16 protein-coding genes and 1 pseudogene are annotated in these 17,889 nt (G+C 55.0%); 14 read left to right on the top strand and 3 right to left on the bottom strand.

Annotation, left to right across the window (positions count from 1 at the left end; all coding sequences use genetic code 11):
• On the top strand, positions 1-202 hold a 202-nt coding region (locus tag ACFPQ4_RS01610; protein WP_378109967.1), incomplete at its 5' end, for a zinc-binding dehydrogenase.
• A 383-nt stretch (positions 203-585) separates the two neighbouring features.
• Here the strand turns inward: ACFPQ4_RS01610 and ACFPQ4_RS01605 are convergent.
• Positions 586-1,009, bottom strand: a pseudogene (locus tag ACFPQ4_RS01605) (DJ-1/PfpI family protein); the annotation flags it as partial.
• A 107-nt stretch (positions 1,010-1,116) separates the two neighbouring features.
• On the opposite strand from ACFPQ4_RS01605, the gene ACFPQ4_RS01600 reads away from it, so the two are divergent.
• From ACFPQ4_RS01600 to ACFPQ4_RS01540, 13 genes are all read left to right on the top strand, one after another.
• The gene (locus ACFPQ4_RS01600; protein ID WP_378109965.1) at positions 1,117-1,737 is read left to right on the top strand and encodes a nitroreductase family protein; all 621 of its coding nucleotides are present in this window, start codon (positions 1,117-1,119) and stop codon (positions 1,735-1,737) included.
• 808 nt (positions 1,738-2,545) lie between these two features.
• Positions 2,546-2,797 carry a response regulator gene (locus tag ACFPQ4_RS01595; protein ID WP_378109964.1) on the top strand — a complete coding sequence of 84 codons (252 nt, stop codon included), beginning with the start codon at positions 2,546-2,548 and terminating at the stop codon, positions 2,795-2,797.
• A gap of 75 nt (positions 2,798-2,872) precedes the next feature.
• Positions 2,873-3,757, top strand: a complete 885-nt coding sequence (locus tag ACFPQ4_RS01590) for an alpha/beta fold hydrolase (RefSeq protein WP_378109963.1) — start codon at positions 2,873-2,875, stop codon at positions 3,755-3,757.
• Between the two features lie 104 nt (positions 3,758-3,861).
• Entirely contained in the window at positions 3,862-5,115 is a 1,254-nt protein-coding gene (locus tag ACFPQ4_RS01585) for a substrate-binding domain-containing protein (RefSeq protein ID WP_378109962.1), read from the top strand.
• 78 nt (positions 5,116-5,193) lie between these two features.
• Positions 5,194-6,684: a sugar ABC transporter ATP-binding protein gene (locus tag ACFPQ4_RS01580; RefSeq protein ID WP_378109961.1), complete on the top strand. Its 1,491-nt coding sequence runs from the start codon at positions 5,194-5,196 to the stop codon at positions 6,682-6,684.
• On the top strand, positions 6,665-7,648 hold the full coding sequence (locus ACFPQ4_RS01575; protein ID WP_378109960.1) for an ABC transporter permease: 984 nt from the start codon (positions 6,665-6,667) through the stop codon (positions 7,646-7,648). Before ACFPQ4_RS01580 ends, ACFPQ4_RS01575 begins: the two co-directional genes overlap by 20 nt.
• 30 nt (positions 7,649-7,678) lie before the next feature.
• Complete coding sequence (locus ACFPQ4_RS01570; protein WP_378109958.1) at positions 7,679-8,497, top strand: sugar phosphate isomerase/epimerase family protein; 819 nt, start codon at positions 7,679-7,681, stop codon at positions 8,495-8,497.
• Positions 8,498-8,542: 45 nt separating this feature from the next.
• Positions 8,543-9,709: a levoglucosan dehydrogenase gene (locus tag ACFPQ4_RS01565; protein ID WP_378109957.1), complete on the top strand. Its 1,167-nt coding sequence runs from the start codon at positions 8,543-8,545 to the stop codon at positions 9,707-9,709.
• 194 nt (positions 9,710-9,903) lie between these two features.
• Entirely contained in the window at positions 9,904-11,451 is a 1,548-nt protein-coding gene (locus ACFPQ4_RS01560) for a response regulator (RefSeq protein WP_378109956.1), read from the top strand.
• A 14-nt stretch (positions 11,452-11,465) separates the two neighbouring features.
• A complete protein-coding gene (locus tag ACFPQ4_RS01555) occupies positions 11,466-13,103 on the top strand; it encodes a sensor histidine kinase (RefSeq protein WP_378109955.1) in 1,638 nt (545 codons plus the stop codon).
• 571 nt (positions 13,104-13,674) lie between these two features.
• Complete coding sequence (locus tag ACFPQ4_RS01550; RefSeq protein ID WP_378109954.1) at positions 13,675-14,700, top strand: LLM class flavin-dependent oxidoreductase; 1,026 nt, start codon at positions 13,675-13,677, stop codon at positions 14,698-14,700.
• Between the two features lie 166 nt (positions 14,701-14,866).
• Positions 14,867-15,991 (top strand): NADH-dependent flavin oxidoreductase, encoded by a 1,125-nt coding sequence (locus ACFPQ4_RS01545; RefSeq protein WP_378109953.1) that lies wholly within the window; start codon positions 14,867-14,869, stop codon positions 15,989-15,991.
• 20 nt (positions 15,992-16,011) lie between these two features.
• Complete coding sequence (locus ACFPQ4_RS01540) at positions 16,012-16,314, top strand: Rossmann-fold NAD(P)-binding domain-containing protein (protein WP_378109952.1); 303 nt, start codon at positions 16,012-16,014, stop codon at positions 16,312-16,314.
• A 193-nt stretch (positions 16,315-16,507) separates the two neighbouring features.
• Here ACFPQ4_RS01540 and ACFPQ4_RS01535 read toward each other — a convergent pair whose 3' ends face one another.
• Both ACFPQ4_RS01535 and ACFPQ4_RS01530 read right to left on the bottom strand, forming a co-directional pair.
• On the bottom strand, positions 16,508-16,726 hold the full coding sequence (locus ACFPQ4_RS01535; RefSeq protein ID WP_378109951.1) for a hypothetical protein: 219 nt from the start codon (positions 16,724-16,726) through the stop codon (positions 16,508-16,510).
• A gap of 187 nt (positions 16,727-16,913) precedes the next feature.
• Positions 16,914-17,792 (bottom strand): MerR family transcriptional regulator, encoded by an 879-nt coding sequence (locus ACFPQ4_RS01530; RefSeq protein WP_378109950.1) that lies wholly within the window; start codon positions 17,790-17,792, stop codon positions 16,914-16,916.
• Positions 17,793-17,889 lie beyond the last annotated feature (97 nt).

Here is a 17,889-nt window from a genome sequence, read left to right as displayed (position 1 = left end):
GCGCTCGCTTTATGAAACGGATGATATGATCGAGCAACACTTACTGCTCAATCTGATAGCTGATGCTGTGGATCATCAAAAATTGAAGACAACGCTCGCCGAAGTGCTTGGACCGATCTCAGCAGAGCATCTTCGCCAAGCCCACAAGCTATTGGAGAGCAATAGGACGATTGGCAAGGTTGTTCTAGAGAATTTTGTTTAAACACCTGTTCGTTGAAAGCATACAATTTACCAAGGAACGGTTTCTTTTTTTTGATTAAATTACAAAGAGGGTGCCCCAGATCCATATTCATGGCTTGTGGGACACCCTCTTAAATATGATATGGATCAGTACAAGTGCCAGCTGATTAATGTGACTATAAGACCAAAGGCTGTCACCGACGCCGCTACTAACGAAATGGATGAGAGCCCCCAGCTACTATCGATCACAAGACCGCCAAGGTAAGCGCCGCCTGCATTAGCAAGGTTAAACGAACTGATATTTAATGAAGAGGCCAAATTGGGTGCGCTTTTTGCTTTATCGAGAACCCGCATTTGAAAAGCAGGGATACTTGCGAAGGCAGCCACCCCCCATATAAATACGGCAAGAAACTCTCGCATGAACCCCGGCAAATCAGGCCAGGCTTGGCCCGAAACTAGATTGCGATGCGTATGTAGCGCTTGATTGATATAGGTGGCTCCGCATGCCGTCACATCCGGCTGGCAATTCGGATAAGCCGTATATTCCCGCCCATGTTCCAGAAGAATTGCCAGTACTTGCGCAGCATGGCAAATAGCGCCGACTGGCTTACCGGCTCAAAAAAGTGCCGGATAATATCCGGCAACGCTTTATTCATCCCTCGAACGTCTCCATTCCTTCGATAAAGTCATGGCTAACGGTGAGCAGCTTCTTGACCGAAGGCGAAGCGATCGTCACTTCCAAGCCTTCTTCCAAGCACCGGTAATACGGGTAATAAATTTCGAGAGCTTCCACCGCGTCTCCCGATACGATCAACACTTTTTTGCTCATGCAAATCCCTCCATTATTGGTTTCATTTTTGGATGCGTACAACTGTTGAAACCTATTCACGAAGGGGAACATAATAGCCGAATTCAATCGAAAAGAGGGGAACCTGCATGCCGCAAGTTACAAATCAGCCGTTGACCGTCACGGAAGCGATCGAATCCCGCCACAGCATACGTAAATTCGTTCAGGAAGCGATTCCGAAACAAGATTTGCTGGAATTGATAAGATTGGCCGGGCTGGCGCCGAGCGCATGGAACCTTCAGCCTTGGCGGTTTCACATCGCCGCGGATCCCGCGATGAAGGCGAAGCTGCAAGAAGCCGCGTACGGCCAGCAGCAAGTTACTTCCGCCTCGGTGGTCGCCGTGGTCGCCAGCGATATGGAGGATGTGCTGGAAAAGCTTGCGGATACCGTACATCCAGGACTGTCTGCGGAGAAGAAAGAAGAGGAAACGGCCAATTTGTCCGCTTTCTTCGGGTCGATGAGCGTAGAAGAAAGAGGGCAATGGGGACTCGGTCAAACTTATATCGCGCTCGGATTTCTACTCCTTGCAGCTGAGGGGATGGGATATGCCACTGTCCCGATGCTTGGGTTCGACCCGAATAAAGTCAAGGATATCTTGAATCTTCCTGAACACGTCAAGTTCGCAGCCTTGGTGCCGATCGGGCGCAAAGCTGCCGAAGGATACGCCACCCATCGCCATACTGTCGACCGAATCGCCATTTTCCATTAATTAAGGTTCATCATCATGATAGAGGATATCGACCCGGCGGAATTGCGCGGGGTGGCGCAATGAATTTCGGAGCGGCTGGCTGATCGGCCGGCTGGCCGACCGTTCGGCTATCATAGGGAGATCGGCAAGAGGCTTGAATAAGGACAGACATCGCAAAAGGGCATCCGGTCGGGATGCTCCCTGTTATCACCACCTTCTATGCCTCTAAGAACAGCATTAGAGAACCAGTTTAATGACCGATATATTAAAGAGCCACCGATCATAAAAATATCGGTGGCTTGTTTTGTTTATTTTCTGCTAACTATCGACGCTTCAACTCCGCAAATCTCATCATATCTACTTTGAAACACAGCTTTATCTGAATTCATAAAGGAACTTCTTGGATCGTCATGTTCCCAAGGAGACAATTTTTTATACATATCCCTCAGTTTGTTAGATTCGGCGTCAAGCAACGGCGTTAGTCTTGTATACTCAGAAAACACCGAGACTTTAATATTATCGCGCTTAAACTGAGTTCTAGTCTCATTAAAAACATGTACGTTAATATTTTACCCATACGCCCAGGCCTAGAGTTGCCTCATTCGCCTGGAATTCGCGGACGAACAATACCTGTGTCTGTCGATTAGCGACGATGGCCGGGGCATACCCGACGGGCATCATGCGGGCGTAGGCATTCTTTCCATGCGCGAACGCGGTGGAGAATGCAGCATCACCGCCAAGGCGTCAGGAGGAACCTGTGTCTCCGCCCGGTTGCCTTTGCGATCGTCACAGCCATACCTAACATAAGGACAGGAAGGAAAAGACGCAAATGGACCCTGTTCTTCTGTTAATTGCTGACGATCACTCGTTCTACCGTGAGGGCGTGCGAACAATGTTGCAAAGGGTGCCCGATATGGAAGTCATCGGCGAGTCCTCCGACGGCATTGAGGCAACACAGCGCATCCTCCAAACCAGTTCAAGTATCCAGGTATTGGTGGTTACCTGCCGTGCGTCACAAGAAAAAGACAAACTCACTAAAACAACCATGACAAACGTTAAATGCCTCGTGTTCATGGATTAGCCGTCCGCAGGTAATATTGAGTTGTGAGAAAGACGATGGCTTTCTTACAATACCCAAAAGAAATGAGGAGAACAAATGGCTCAACTGATTGTAGATCACAAAGGAAATCCCGTCACACACGGCCGCGAAACCGTTAACGGAGTTCGTCTCCATTACTATACCGCTGGCGAGGGTGAGCCTATTGTCCTGCTGCACGGAGTGCCGAAAACCTCCTATTACTGGCGCAACGTATTGCCGAAGCTGTCCCACAAATACAAAGTCATCGTTCCAGACCTTCGCGGTTTCGGCGATTCCGCCCGCACGTTGACTGGTTACGATATGCCGAACATGGCGGAAGACATCGCGCAACTGATGACGGCTCTCGGCCACGAGAAATTCTACCTGGTCGGCGAAGACTGGGGCGCTGCGGTAGGCATGGCGCTCGCGATGAAATACCAGGATCGCGTCAAGAAATTCGTTTACCAGGAAATGCTGCTTCCCGGCTTCGGTCTGGAAGACTGGTCGCACCTGACGGAAGAGAACGTGCGTACGAACCACTGGATCTGGCACATCAACTTCTACAACGTACGCGACTTTCCGGAACTGCTCATCTCCGGCAGAGAAATGCTGTACTTCTCCCACTTCATCCGTCACGAATGCTACGATCCGACCGCAGTTTCGGAAGAAGCGATCGCCGAGTACGTGCGCTGCTACGCTGCGCCGGGCGGATTGCGGGCGATGTTCGAAGTGTACCGCGCGACGTTCCAGGATGCGGAATTCTTCAAGACCGCACTCAACAACAAGCTGAAAATGCCGGTTCTGGCGCTCGGAAGCACCTACTTCATCGGCGACGAAAACACCCGCGAAATGAAGCTGGTTGCGGAGAACGTCGAAGAAGCAAGCCTGCCTTGGGGTCACCAGCTCGCTGAAGAATGCCCGAACGAACTGAGCGAAGTTCTGCTGAAATTTATCGGCAAGTAAGACGCGCATAACCGTTTCAGCAACATCACGCCACATTCATCCCGTGGCGTGATGTTGCAAATAAGGGTTGCATCTCGATCGAGAATCTCAGGGGGAACAGACAAATGAAAAACAAAAAGCTGATTCTGATCAGCTCGGTGGCGCTTCTCATGCTCGCTACGGCTTGCGCCAAAAACAACGACAGCGCGAATGCGGACAATTCCGCAGCGCCGGCCTCCTCGGCTGGGAGCAGCTCCACCGCTTCCGCGCCAGCTGCCGACGGCAGCAACATTGCGGACGTCAAGCAGCCGCCGTGGTATCAAGAGCCAAGCGCCGCGCAATTGGAAGCGGTTAAACTGGACAACGCTTCCGACACGATTGTCAGCAGCGGTCCGCACGGCGAACCGGCAACGCCGGCAAGCGAAATCAACATTTCGGACGAGCAAAAAGCCAAGATCAAAGCGGGCAATTTCACCGCAGCGATCTCCATGGGCTTCCTGGGCGACGACTGGTCCCAGCAGCAGCTTGCCGGCCTGAAGTCCACTTTCAGCGATCTGGGCATCAAAGTGATAGCCGAAACGAACGCGAACTTCAAGGATACGACGCAAATCTCCGACCTTCAAGCTATCGCAGGCAAGAAGCCGAACATTGTGGTCAGCATTCCGCTCAACGGACAAACGACGGCCAGCGCATACAAGGCGCTTGCAGCCGCCGGCACCAAGATCGTATTTATGGACCAGCCGGTAGACGGCATGGAAGCGGGCAAGGATTACGTTTCCGTCGTTTCCGCGGACAGCTTCGGCCTCGGTATGAACATTGCCGACGAATTGGCCAAAGCCGTCGGAGACAAAGGCGAAGTCGCCGCACTCTATTACGCTCCTAACTTCTATGTCACCAACCAGCGCTATCAAGGTTTCGTGGCTCGTCTGGCCGCCAAACATCCGAACATCAAGTTGGTTGAAGCGCAAGGCTTCCAGGATCCGAACCGTTCCCAGGAAGTGGCGGCAGCCATCCTGACGAAATATCCGAAGCTGAGCGGCATGTACGCCAGTTGGGACGTGCCCGCAATGGGCGCCGTAGCGGCTGCGCGCGTCGCAGGCAAGTCGACCGACAGCTTCAAGATCGCGAACGAAAATCTCGGCAACGAAGCCGCCCTCAACATGGCGCAAAAAGGCTTTGTCTCCGGCATCGGATCGCAGCGCCCGTTCGACCAAGGCGTTGCCGAAGCCAAACTGGCCGCTCTCGCCATGATCGGCGAGAAAACGCCGGCTTACGTTGCGGTACCTTCGCTCGCCGTCAACCGCGACAACCTCGCGGACTCCTACAAGGCGATCTATCACAAGGATGCTCCCGCAGATATTCTTGACGCTTTGAAATAAGAACAGACCGATGAAGGCATGGCCGGGGCGAAAGCCTCTGCCATGCCCAACCATTTTATACCTGCAGGCGGTGAGAGCGTGACAATCCCACACATTCTTGAAATGGCGAACATCAACAAGTCGTTCAGCCGCGTACCCGTGCTGAAGAACGCCCGCTTCGAGCTGCGGAGGGGCGAAGTTCACGCCCTGATGGGAGGCAACGGCGCCGGAAAATCAACGCTGATGAAAATATTGACCGGGGTGTATACGAAAGATTCCGGCACGATATCACTCGAAGGCCAGCAGGTGGAGTTCCACAAGCCCAAGGACGCCGAGCGAAACGGCATCGCGATGATTTTCCAGGAGTTTAGTCTGATCCCGACGCTGACGGTTGCGGAAAACATTTTCCTGAAGCATGAGCCCAGAATAGGCATTTCCATCGACGGCAAGGAGATGGTTAAACGCTCCAAGGCCATTCTCGACGATCTGGAGGTGAACATCGACCCGAACGCGAGACTCGATTCGCTCAGCGTCGGTTACTGGCAGATGGTGGAGATCGCCAAAGCGTTGTCCAAAAACGCGCGCATTCTGGTGATGGACGAGCCTACCGCCTCCTTGACGGAAAGCGAGATCCGGTCCCTGTTTCAATTGGTCGGGCGCCTGAAGAACGCAGGCATCACGATCGTGTACATTTCGCACCGGATGGCGGAAATTTACCAAATCTGCGACCGCATCACGGTCATGAAAGACGGGCAGAATGTGCTGACGAAGGAATGCAGCGAAATCTCGATGGAGCAAGTGATCGAATCTATGCTGGGGAAAGAAACGGCTTCATTCGAGTGGCAGGAACGGAAATACGACAAACCTGCCGAACCCGTTGTCCGCGTCCGCAATGTCGCCGTCGGGAGCCGGGTGAAGAATGTCAGTTTCGACCTTTACCCCGGCGAAATCGTAGGGTTGGCTGGCTTGATGGGAAGCGGAAGGACGGAAATCGCGGAGGCTATCTTCGGCATTCGCAGCCGGGACAAGGGAGAAATCCTGATTAACGGAAAGAAAGTCAAGGATGTCCGCGATGGCATCAGGCAAGGGATCGCGCTGGTTCCGGAGAACAGGCGTAAGCAAGGCCTAGTTCTCGACCATTCGGTTCGAAGCAACGTGATGCTGACGAACATATACGATTTGTCGAAACGGCTGTTCGTGAACGATTCGGCCGGCACGACCATGACGAACGAGTATATCCGGAAGCTGAATATCAAAACCGACGGACCCGAGAAAGTGGTCAAACTGCTGTCCGGCGGCAACCAACAAAAAATCGTGCTTGCCAAATGGCTGGCTAAAAACCCGAGCCTGCTGATCTTGGACGAACCTACCATCGGCGTGGATATCGGAGCAAAATCGGAAATCGTTGAGATCGTCCGCGAGCTTGCCAACAGAGGAATCTCCGTGCTTGTCATCTCCTCCGAATTGCAGGAGCTTCTGGCGATAAGCGACAGAATTCTCGTTCTATTCAACGGCGAAATCATGAAAGACATAAATCGACGCGATATCGAAACCGAGGAGGTTCTTCACCATGCAATCCAAGGGTACTAAAGGCGCGGAACCGATGGCGGTTTCCCGGCCGGGTTTTCGTTTCCATTGGAGAGATTATTTCGTTTATATCGCGTTCGCGATCGTCCTGATCTATTTTGCCTTCACGATCGCGTCGGACGGGTTCTTCCTCTCTTCCAACCTGTTCAACATCGTCCGCGCGACGACCATGATTTCCATCATGGCCGTGGCCATGACGTTCGTTATCTCGGCGGGAGAGCTCGACTTGTCCATCGGATCGACGACGGCATTCTCCGCTCTCGTTTCCGCGATGGTCATGGAACACGGGTACGGCATGGCGGGCGGCGTCATTGCGGCGCTGCTGTGCGGCTTGCTGATCGGAGCCGCCAACGGCATTCTGGTAACGAAAGTCGGCATCCCTTCTTTCCTCGTAACCCTCGGCATGATGCAGCTGCTGCGCGGCGTCGACATGTGGCTGACGAATACGGAACCGGTGGTCATCAAGAATTCCAATTTCAACTTCCTGTTGGGTTCCGGCAACTTCGGCTCGATTCCTGTTCTTCTCGTCTGGTCCATCGTTTTCCTGGTCATCGGCCATTACGTCCTGAAGCACACGCCTTTTGGACGCGAAGTGCTGGCAACCGGCGGAAACCGGTTGGCGGCCGAATATTCGGGCGTCAATACGAAACGCATCAAGTTCTACGCTTTTCTGATGTCGGGCGTCGCCGCGGCGATTGCGGGCATGCTCTATGCGGGCATGATGCAAAGCGCGCGCTACAGCTTCGGACAGGGCGACGAGCTGACCGCGATCGCGGCGGTTATTCTGGGCGGAACAAGCCTCTTTGGCGGTGCGGGCACCATCATCGGCACGCTGATCGGTTCGCTGCTGATTGGCACCATCAACAACGGACTCATCATCATGGGACTCAGCGTCAGCCAGCAGATGATCGTCAGCGGCGCGATCATTATCCTGGCGGTCGCGTTCGGCAAAAAACCGACGTCCTGAAGCTAAGGGCAATTTGGGGGGGCACGCAAAATGAAGATCGGTTATCAAACCAATACGTGGGGCGGCGTTGTCGGTCATCCGGCAGGCGTCACTTCCGTCAAAGATCTGTACTACTTGGCGAACGGTTCTACGGAAACGGCGGTGCACGATATCGCGAAAGCCGGCTATCGCGGCATCGAGCTGTTTGACGGCAACCTGATGCAGTACGAGGACCGCCCCGAGGCGTTCAGAAAGCTGTTGGCCGACAACGGGCAGGCGCTCGTCGGGGTATACTGCGGCGCCAACTTTATTTACGCTGATATTCTGGAAGACGAGCTTTACAAGATCGACAAAGCGGCGAAATTGGCGTCGGAGCTCGGAGCGGAGCATCTGGTGTTGGGCGGCGGAGCCATCCGAGCGGGCGGCATCCGGGAGTCGGATTACCAGGCGCTGGCGGACGGGCTGGCCCAAGCGGCTGCGATCGCGAGGAAATATGGGTTGACCCCGAGCTATCACCCGCACTTGGGCACGATCGTCCAAGCGCCGAAGCAGCTCGACAAGCTGATGGCCATGACGGATATCTCGCTGTGCCCGGATACGGCTCACATCGAGGCGGGCGGAGGAGATCCGGTCGAGGTCATCCGGAAATACGCGAAGCGGATTCCTTACCTTCATTTCAAAGATTACGGAAACGGCGCTTTCCTGCCTTTAGGCGAAGGCGGGCAGCGATTTGCCGATATGCTGCAGGCGCTGGAGCAGAGCGGTTATGACGGTTGGATTACCGTCGAGCTCGACAGCCACGACAATCCGGCCGAAGGCGCCGCCGTGAGCATGAAGTATTTGCGGGACAGCCTGAAAGTAACCGTATAAACTACCCATCTGACAAAATTACCGACAGAAGAGGAGACTTTCACCATGCGAAAATTGAATGTTGCGATGATCGGCGGAGGCTTCATGGGCAAAGCCCATTCGATCGCCTATGCGGGAATGCCCATGTTCTTCTGGCCGGCTCCGGCCATTCCCCAGCGGAAGCTGGTGGTGGACGTAAACGACGAGCTGGCTCAAACGGCCGCTGCGCGATACGGCTTCGAATCCTACGCAACCGACTGGCGCCGCGTCATGGAAGATCCGTCGATCGACATCGTGGATATCGTCACCCCGAACGACTCGCACGCGGAGATCGCGATCGCGGCGGCCAAAGCCGGAAAACATATCATTTGCGAGAAACCGCTGGCGCGGACGGCCGAGGAATCCAAGCGGATGCTGGACGCCGTCAGGGAGGCGGGCGTCAAGCATATGGTGGCGTTCAACTACCGCCGCACGCCGGCGATCGCGCTGGCCAAGAAATATATCGAAGAGGGCGCGATCGGCAAAATCCTGAATTTCCGCGGCACGTACCTGCAGGACTGGTCGGCGGATCCGGCTTCTCCGCTGTCCTGGCGTTTCCGCAAGTCCGTCGCGGGCTCCGGCGCGCTCGGCGATATCGCAACCCATGTGATCGACATCGCCCGTTATCTGGCGGGAGAAATCTCAGAAGTCATGGGCATGGCCACCACTTGGATCAAGGAACGTCCGGTGCAGTCCGGCGGCCTGGACAAGCTGGGAACGGTGAAAGCGACCGGAGACGTCAAGAAGGAAGCGGTCGACGTTGACGATGAAATCAGCACGCTGATCCGCTTCGAAAGCGGCGCGGTCGGCAGCATCGAAGCGACGCGCAACGCCTGGGGACGCAACAATTTCATTACTTTCGAAATCCACGGCGAGCTCGGCTCCATCTTCTTCAACTACGAGCGCCGCGACGAACTGCAGGTTTGCTTCTCGAACGATCCGTCCGACCGCCGTGGGTTCCGCACGATATATACGGGTCCGGCTCATCCTTACGGCGAAGCGCTGTGGCCGATTCCGGCCCTGGGCATCGGCTATACCGAAACGAAGATCGTCGAGGCGCACGATTTCATCTCGTCGATCGTGAACGATACCGAAGTTTCCCCCAATTTCTACGACGGATACCGGATCGCGCTGATCTCCGATGCGATCATCGCTTCCTCCGACAGCGGGAAATGGACCAAAATCACCGAATAGCCGGCAACGGCAAGCGCGCTTGACGTTTCACCACATGAGCACCCTTGGAATCGGTCATCCGGTTCCCTGGGTGCATTGTCATGGTAAGGAAACCATCCATTCCCGCTACTTTTCCCTGCTCAATCGTGTGATGATTGGAGGAGCATCGCACGCGCGGCCGAAAACCGGAGTTCATATGCAAAGGGTGATCCGACATGAAAGTCATTGTCGTGGAAGACGAACCGAACTCGCTTATGGGAATGAAGAAAGCAGTGGAATCTCTGGACATGGAAATCGCCTTGTTTACCTCAAGCCATGCGGAAGAAGCGATGGAAATCATTGCGGAGCACCGGCCGGATTTGATCGTAACGGACATCATGCTGCCCGGCATGACGGGCTTGGATCTGGTAGAGCATTTTGCCGGGGAGCATTATCACCCTAAGGTCATCGTTGTAAGCGGATACAGCGATTTCGAATATGCGCAAAGAAGCATTCGTTTCGGAGCCGCCGATTATTTGCTGAAACCGTTCGACACGGAAGAGTTTGCGGAGAAAGTGCGCAAGTCGCTGCTCCTGATCCGGCAAGAAAAGGATCAGGTCCGGTACCTGCACGAGCAGCATACGTTTGCCCAAATGGGCAATCAGCTGATGCGCGACAATTATTTGAACGATTTCTGCCTGAAGCATACGCCGCTTGAGGAGCATCTGTACCAGAGGCTGAAGTTGTGGAACCTGGCGTGGCTGGCGGACTATTCTTATTGGGTTATCGTGATCGACGCCAAAGGATTTCCGGACGGCAGACCGGCTGGGAAGAACGATGCGCTGCAAACGTTCGCCATCGGGAATATTTTGGGCGAAATGCTGGCGGGGTACGACGAGACCGCATTTTTCAAAGATTCCAAGCAGCGTTGGGTCGTCATGACGGCGAACGCCGAGGTTCGGGAGTCCATTCATTCCGTTGCGGAAGTGGTCAAGCGTTATCAGTATATCGATCTGGCAATCGGGATCAGCGCGGCGGCGCATTTGTTCGAACAGATTCATTTCGGCTACCAGGAGGCCGTCAGAAATTTCAGGATGGATTCCCTTTCGGAGCGTACGGAGTCGCCCGGCGACCCCGATTCGTCCCTCTCCAACGGCGTGACGCCGGACGAAATGGCAACCCTGATCTGCAGACTGGACGAGGAATCGGTCGCGCGGGCGGTGAACCGGTTCGTCCGGGATACAGTGATGCTTGACGGAACGCAGAACAGAGGAGATATCACCCGCGGCGTCCTGAATTATCTCTCGCAGATTCACGACAGTCTGAGCGTAAAAACCGGGAAAGAACTGGAAGAAATTCCGATGAGCGTATGGGAGTCTTTCGACGAATGCGCCACGCTTCAAGAGTATCAGCAAGTACTGCGCAACTACCTGACCGATCTGAGCCGCCGGCTGTTCGCTCCCAAGACGAATGCGCTGGTCGAGCGCGCGATGGAGAAAATGGCGGTGTCGTATATGGAAGATATCACGTTAAGCAGAGTGGCGGAGGAATTGTCGATTCATCCCGTGTGGCTCAGCCAGGTGTTCAAGAAAGAAACCGGACACACCTTCACGGATTATCTTGCCGAGCTCCGGATCACCCGCGCTAAGACGTTGCTCAGGGAGACCAGCATGAAAATTTACGAGATCGCCGCCGCGGTAGGCTACCATGACTTGCAATATTTCGGCACGCTGTTCAAGAAGAAAACGGGCGAAACGCCTAAAGAATTCAGGTACGGCAAATGAAGAGAATGGCGAATTTGAATACGCTTTTTATCAAGATGCTTCTGATTATGGGAGTGTCGATGCTGATCCCGATCGCGGTGCTGGGCCTGTTGTCCTTCGAGAAGTCCAAGCAGCAGATCCAATCCGTCACCGCCCAATTTCTGCAGGACAACCTCGGACTGAACGGCATGCAGGTGCGCAAAATATTGGTCGGCGTCGAAGAAGAGGCGCGAAACGTGTCGGCGTCCTCCGCCATACAAGGTTACGTGAACACCTACGACGCGGCGGATGCGGCGGACCGCGTTCCTTTTGCCGAGGTGGAATCCAGACTTCAGCTGGTGCTGAAAAGCGCTTACCGCATGAATGTATGGACGAAGGATTCGGATGCGTATCGGCTGCTTTCCCGGCAGATCTACGCGTCGGGAGACCGGGGAGTCTGGCTCCATCAGTGGGATCTGAATACGGCGAACCCGGTGTTTACCTATGCCTCCTTGATCCGGAATTCCGACTTCCGCCCCATCGGCGTGCTGACACTGGAAATTCCGGAATACCAGGTGCGCGGGTCCATGGTATTCCCGTCCTCGTTCAAGAATTATAAAGTGATGCTGGTCGACAGCGGCAACCGGATCATTTCCCATTCGGACACGAGCCTGTACAACAAAATCTATCGGGAGGCCGATTATTTTCCTCCGGCTGAATGGGAGAAAGGCGAAATCTCTTTAACCCGGGACGGCTGGAAGCTCATAGCCGCGGTTCCCCGCAACGAGCTTACGGGGACGATCTACCAGATCAAGGATTTCACCGTCTGGATCGTGCTGATCAGCATGATTGTCGTTACGCTGCTTCTGGTCATCCTGGTGCGGACGTTCACGATTCCGGTGAAAAATCTGGTTTTGCATATGAATGAAGTGAAGAGAGGGCTGCTGAACCCCTTTCCCCGGTACAAGGGGAGACGGGATGAAATTGGCCAGCTTGTACGCGGATACAATCAGATGGTCTCCGGCATGCTGGAATTGCTCGAGATGACGAAGTCCATGGAGTCCGACAAAAGGAACCTGGAGCTGCAGAGCCTGACCCACCAGATCAATCCTCATTTCTTCTACAACACGCTTGATGCGATCAAGTGGAGAGCCGAGCACAGCAACGAGACTACGATTGCCGCCATGGTAACCAAGCTGGCCATCCTGCTGCGGTTCAGTCTGAACAATGGCGAAGAATGGACGACGGTGGAGCGGGAAATCGAGCACGCCCGGAATTATCTGGACATCGAGCTTCTCCGGAGCAACCGGTCTTTCGAGGTGTTCAGCCAGATCGCGGCGGACATCCGCAAACGGAAGATCATCAAGTTGATCCTTCAGCCGGTGATGGAGAACGCAGTGAAGCACGGCATCAGCAAGCTTCCCGACGGAAAAGGCAAGATCAGGCTGACCGCAAAACGCGAAGGCGCCGAGATCGTGTTCATCATTGAGGACAACGGGCCTGGCATTCAGGGCGGAACGCTGCCGGACCTGGACAGAATTCCGGAGAAAGGCGTTACCGGGGGCATCGGACTGGTGAATGTCCACAAACGGCTGCAGCTTCATTTTGGGCATAAATTCGGTCTGTTGATGTACCCGAATCAGGAAACCGGATTCAGAGTGGAAATCCGCCATCCCATCATGGATGAAGTGTAAGTGCGCAAAACTTCCATGATCCGGCATATATTTTTGAAAAAATATCCGGTAGTGGCCATGAACTTCTATGTGAATAGCTCGATGGACCCGCAATTGTTAGGAAGTTGCGATACTCGCTCCGCGGCGAATTGTGGATTTGCTGATCCACGGTTGGGTGGGTAGTAGCCGCTGACAGGCAAGACCATATTCAATGTTCTATAATCCGATGTGGAGTCTGATGGGCGATTACAATCACCATTCGGATCATGTTTCTTACTTCTAGAACACTTTTGATCAGGTTATTGTACGCAAACCCATTATAGATAGACTTGGAACGAGAGCTGGAGAGAAGGCGCAAAGCGGGCATCTCCGATGCAGGCTGATTTGTCGGAGCAATACGGAAGGCTGGACCGGGAGACCGGGCTTTTCGTGCATCTCATCCGCAACAAGTAACCTCCTACATCGTTTCACCAATCTAGCAGAGCCGTCGGGGACGTTCCCTGACGGTTTTTCTTTCGCAGGCGGTGATGACACGGTCAATGGACATACTACAGTGAAGGAAACTAATGAAAAAGGAAATGAGGATATACGAATGACTGCCGATCATACAACCAAACAACTGACTGATATCCCTTTTTCGGTGCTTGACCTGTCTCCGATCGTCGCCGGCGGCAGTCCCGCCGAATCGTTCCGGAACACACTGGATCTTGCCCGGCATGCCGAGATATGGGGATACCACCGGTATTGGCTTGCGGAGCACCACAATATGCCTTTTATCGCGAGCTCGGCCACTTCCGTCGTGATCTCGCACGTCGCCGCAGGAACGTCAACGATTCGAGTGGGTTCAGGCGGGATCATGCTTCCGAATCATTCGCCGCTCGTGATCGCGGAGCAATTCGGAACGCTTGAATCCCTGTATCCGGGACGCATCGATCTCGGACTTGGCCGGGCGCCGGGTACCGATCAGCGTACCGCCCGGGCGCTGCGCCGCAGCGGCCGGAATGACGCCGAGGATTTCCCGGAGCAGTTGGATGAGCTGCGGGCGTACTTCGATCCTTCACTGGCGTCAGGACCCATGCCTGTCAAGGCGATTCCCGGCGAAGGGTTATCGATTCCTGTCTGGCTGCTCGGCTCCAGCGGGTTCAGCGCCCAATTGGCCGGTCAGCTCGGTCTTCCGTTTGCCTACGCGAGTCATTTTTCGCCTGTCAATACCGTGCCGGCGCTGGAGTTGTACCGCCGTTCCTTCAAGCCTTCGAAGGCGCTGGAGAAGCCTTACGCGATGGTCGGCGTGAATGTTGTCGCCGCCGACACGGATGAGGAGGCAAACCGGCTGGGAACGACGCTTCAGCAGCAATTCCTGAATCTGATCCGTGGCGAAGAAGCTCCGCTGCAGCCGCCGGTAAGAAGTATGGATGGCCTATGGACCGAGTACGAGCAGCGGGCGGTCCATCAGCAGCTCGGGTCTTCCATCTTCGGCAGTCCGGGAACGGTGAAAGATAAGCTCCAATCGTTCCTGGACGACACCCAGGCGGACGAACTGATGGTCATTGCCCAGGTGTTCGACCATAAGGCTCGCCTGCATTCGTATGAGATTGTTACGAATCTGTTCAAATCGTAAGCCGCGTACGATAAATGAATGTGCGCGCTCACCTCCCGTACCTGATTGGTCACGGCGTACCGTATTCTGAGCTCATTTTAATCGTGTTTCTCCATCTTCCCATGCTTTTCCCGTTGTTGAACAAACTAGTTGAGGTCTAATCATCCATAGGGAGGACATATTACGCATGAACCCCAAATATAAGCCATTATTTGAAGACTTTACGCTGCGAAGCGGCATCCGGCTGAACAATCGAATCGTCATGGCTCCGATGACGAACTGGTCGTCGAATGAGGACGGCACAGTTTCGGACCCTGAGGTCGACTATTATATCCGCCGCGCCGGCGGCGTCGGCATGGTCGTGACCGCATGCACCTACGTCACCCGCAACGGAAAAGGGTTCGCCGGCGAGTTCGGCGCCGACACCGACGATATGATCCCAAGCTTGCGGCGTCTTGCATCCGCGATCAAGGAAAAAGGCGCCGTGGCGCTGCTGCAGATTTTCCACGGCGGGCGACTGTGTCCGCCGGAGCTGGTGCCGAACGGGGATATCGTGAGCGCGAGCGACGTACCGTCGGAACAGAACGGGAATGTCAGGCCAAGGCCGCTCCAGGATGAAGAGATCGAAGCCATCGTACGCGACTTCGGGCAGACGGCGCGACGGGCGATTGAGGCGGGCTTCGACGGGGTGGAGATTCACGGCGCGAACGGATACCTGCTGCAGCAGTTTTTCTCGCCGCATACGAACCGCCGCGACGACCGCTGGGGCGGGGATCTGGCGAAACGGCTGACGTTTCCGCTCGCGGTGGTGGAGGAGGTGAAGCGGGTCGTCGCCGAGCATGCCAAACGGCCGTTTGCCGTCGGATACCGCTTCTCGCCGGAAGAACCGGAGGAGAACGGCATCACGATGGACGACACGTTGAAGCTGGTCGACGTGCTCGCGGGCCGGGAGCTGGACTATCTCCATGTATCGCTCATGGACTTCCGATCCAAACCGCGGGTCGGGGCGGACGACAACAAGTCGCGGCTGCAATGGATTGTGGATACGGCCGGCGGACGGACGCCCGTCATCGGCGTCGGCTCCGTGCATACACCCGAGGAAGCGCTGGAGGCGCTGCTGCCGGGCGCGGCGTTGGTTGCCCTCGGCCGCGAGCTGATCATGGAGCCCGATTGGGTCGCTAAGGTCGCGGAAGGCCGGGAGGCCGAGATCGCGACGACGCTCAGCAAGCAGGACCAGCGCCAGCTGGTCATCCCGGATCCACTCTGGCAGGGCATCATGGGCGCACCGGGCTGGTTCCCGGTGGTGGACTGAACGCTTCGCCGTAGGCCGCGGTGGAGGCTGCGAAGCGCGCGAACGTCGTCGGCGGCGTAGCCGTGCTGGCCGGAAGCGGTCATGAGAACACCGTTTACGAGCTTTCGGGCAAGCCCCTCACGCAGGAGCAGTTCGCCGCGGAGCTTGCTCCGGTGCAGCAGGTGGATAATGAGACGTACGCCTCCATCATGGCGGGCGCCGGCGTGCCCGAGCCCGTGGTGCCGATTGTGGTGGCAATACAACGAGCGATCCGCGAAGGTAATCTGGACATCGAGAGCGGCGTGCTTCGCGGTATGGTGAGCGAGCTCCAGTCCGGGAAATAATTGATTTTGCAGGGGCTATCCTAGGGCCGATTCGAAGATGGCCGGGGATAGCCTTTTTTGCACGGACACAGGTGGGTAAACACGAAAAATCGTGTCCAGACGGGCAAGAAGGCGGGGGGAACGGCGAACGGGCATGAAAATTCGTGTCTGCGAAGTCCCCCTGGCAAGCCGATACGCAGGACACGCTGGCTTGTTACAAAGCAGCGAGCCGTACCGCCGACAAAAGGGACACAGGATCTATCGTGATGAGCAGCAGCAAGCAGGGGAGGAGGGCGGGCATAGCCCCGTGGCTGTCGGTGCGGGATGCATCGCAAGCCGCGCTTTCTATAAGGCGGTGTTTTGAGCGGCCGAGCGGTACCTTCTGGATGACGACAACGGGAAGCTTATCGTCAGCGAAATGTCCGTGGGGCATTGAAACCTCTTTTCGGGTAACAAAAAACGAAACGGCACAGGACTGTGTCCCATGCCGTTTCGATTTACAACTGTATTCGCAGTCTTGTCTTGGAGCTAACTTAATGACATTGCCCAGTCGGGTGCCCTTTTGTTTTTGAGATCATTTACCTCCGCTGATACATGTCCCCTTGCTGATCCAACTATTCTTAAGCGTTATGCCAATCTTCCCACTGTTCGGCAGACAGGTAGCGTACGTTAGCTTTAACAGGACGCCATTCCACTTGGTCGAAGGCCGCCCCTCCAAGCAGGAAACGCAATTGGGGATGATTCCGCGCGGCTACTTCAATCCACTCCATGAGCTTATCCACATAACGGCGGTCCGTAACGGAAGCAGCGATGAAAGAAACAGAATGATTTGTAATAATCCCGTCCAGATCCTTCAAAGGAGTATCGGGTCCCAAATACAAAACGGCGGCTCCGCGTTTCCGCAAGAAGAGGCTGAACGACATGAGTCCGAGATGGTGACGTTCTCCCTCGGGGCAAAAAGCCAATACGACAGGCAGACCGGAATTCACGGGAAAGACCCGGAATAAGGCAGATATTCTGCGCAAAATAGTTTCCGTAGCGAAATGCTCCTGAGCCACGGCGATTTTGCCGGCCTCCCACTCCGTTCCGGCCCTATAAAGAACGGGGACGAAGATACGTCGGAACGCCTCTTCGAAGTCGTATAAGGCAAACGCCAGATCTATCGTCTCGTCCGCTTGGACGGAATCGAAATGGATTAAATTCATATATAGCTTGTCGACTAGACCGTCGAATGTCCGGCTGCTTGTCGCCTGTTCTGCGACCTGTTCCGGGGGGACGGAATCGCTTTTCCGCAGTAGCAACACAGCTTCGCTGATCTTCAAGCCGTTTTGTTCGATTTGGTTTTTAAGGAAGCGAAGCCTAGATAGATCCTCTTCGCTTAACAGGCGGTGTCCGCCTCCGCTACGTCTCGGGGCAATGACCCCGTATCGGTTCTCCCAAGCTCGGATCGTTACAACCGGGATATGCAGCAGCTCGGATGCCCTCTTCATACTGTACATGATACGTTCCCTCCTGTATGTAATTATACATAATCGATACAAAATGAGGAGGGCTTGGCCAAAATTTTGTTCATTTATAAAAAAAATATTCTAAATT

Origin of the sequence: Cohnella yongneupensis (assembly GCF_042655785.1) — a bacterium.
Taxonomy (GTDB): Bacteria; Bacillota; Bacilli; order Paenibacillales; family Paenibacillaceae; genus Cohnella; species Cohnella yongneupensis.
Note: the sequence above shows the minus strand (reverse complement) of the source record. Positions and strands in the feature narration are given on the sequence as shown.

What these genes read in the sequence shown, in the direction of transcription:
- ACFPQ4_RS01600 (WP_378109965.1), top strand. Translation starts at nt 1,117, where the DNA reads ATGCCGCAAGTTACAAATCAGCCGTTGACCGTCACGGAAGCGATCGAA.
- ACFPQ4_RS01595 (WP_378109964.1), top strand. Translation starts at nt 2,546, where the DNA reads ATGGACCCTGTTCTTCTGTTAATTGCTGACGATCACTCGTTCTACCGT.
- ACFPQ4_RS01590 (WP_378109963.1), top strand. Translation starts at nt 2,873, where the DNA reads ATGGCTCAACTGATTGTAGATCACAAAGGAAATCCCGTCACACACGGC.
- ACFPQ4_RS01585 (WP_378109962.1), top strand. Translation starts at nt 3,862, where the DNA reads ATGAAAAACAAAAAGCTGATTCTGATCAGCTCGGTGGCGCTTCTCATG.
- ACFPQ4_RS01575 (WP_378109960.1), top strand. Translation starts at nt 6,665, where the DNA reads ATGCAATCCAAGGGTACTAAAGGCGCGGAACCGATGGCGGTTTCCCGG.
- ACFPQ4_RS01570 (WP_378109958.1), top strand. Translation starts at nt 7,679, where the DNA reads ATGAAGATCGGTTATCAAACCAATACGTGGGGCGGCGTTGTCGGTCAT.
- ACFPQ4_RS01565 (WP_378109957.1), top strand. Translation starts at nt 8,543, where the DNA reads ATGCGAAAATTGAATGTTGCGATGATCGGCGGAGGCTTCATGGGCAAA.
- ACFPQ4_RS01560 (WP_378109956.1), top strand. Translation starts at nt 9,904, where the DNA reads ATGAAAGTCATTGTCGTGGAAGACGAACCGAACTCGCTTATGGGAATG.
- ACFPQ4_RS01550 (WP_378109954.1), top strand. Translation starts at nt 13,675, where the DNA reads ATGACTGCCGATCATACAACCAAACAACTGACTGATATCCCTTTTTCG.
- ACFPQ4_RS01545 (WP_378109953.1), top strand. Translation starts at nt 14,867, where the DNA reads ATGAACCCCAAATATAAGCCATTATTTGAAGACTTTACGCTGCGAAGC.
- ACFPQ4_RS01535 (WP_378109951.1), bottom strand. Translation starts at nt 16,726, where the DNA reads ATGCCCCACGGACATTTCGCTGACGATAAGCTTCCCGTTGTCGTCATC.
- ACFPQ4_RS01530 (WP_378109950.1), bottom strand. Translation starts at nt 17,792, where the DNA reads ATGTACAGTATGAAGAGGGCATCCGAGCTGCTGCATATCCCGGTTGTA.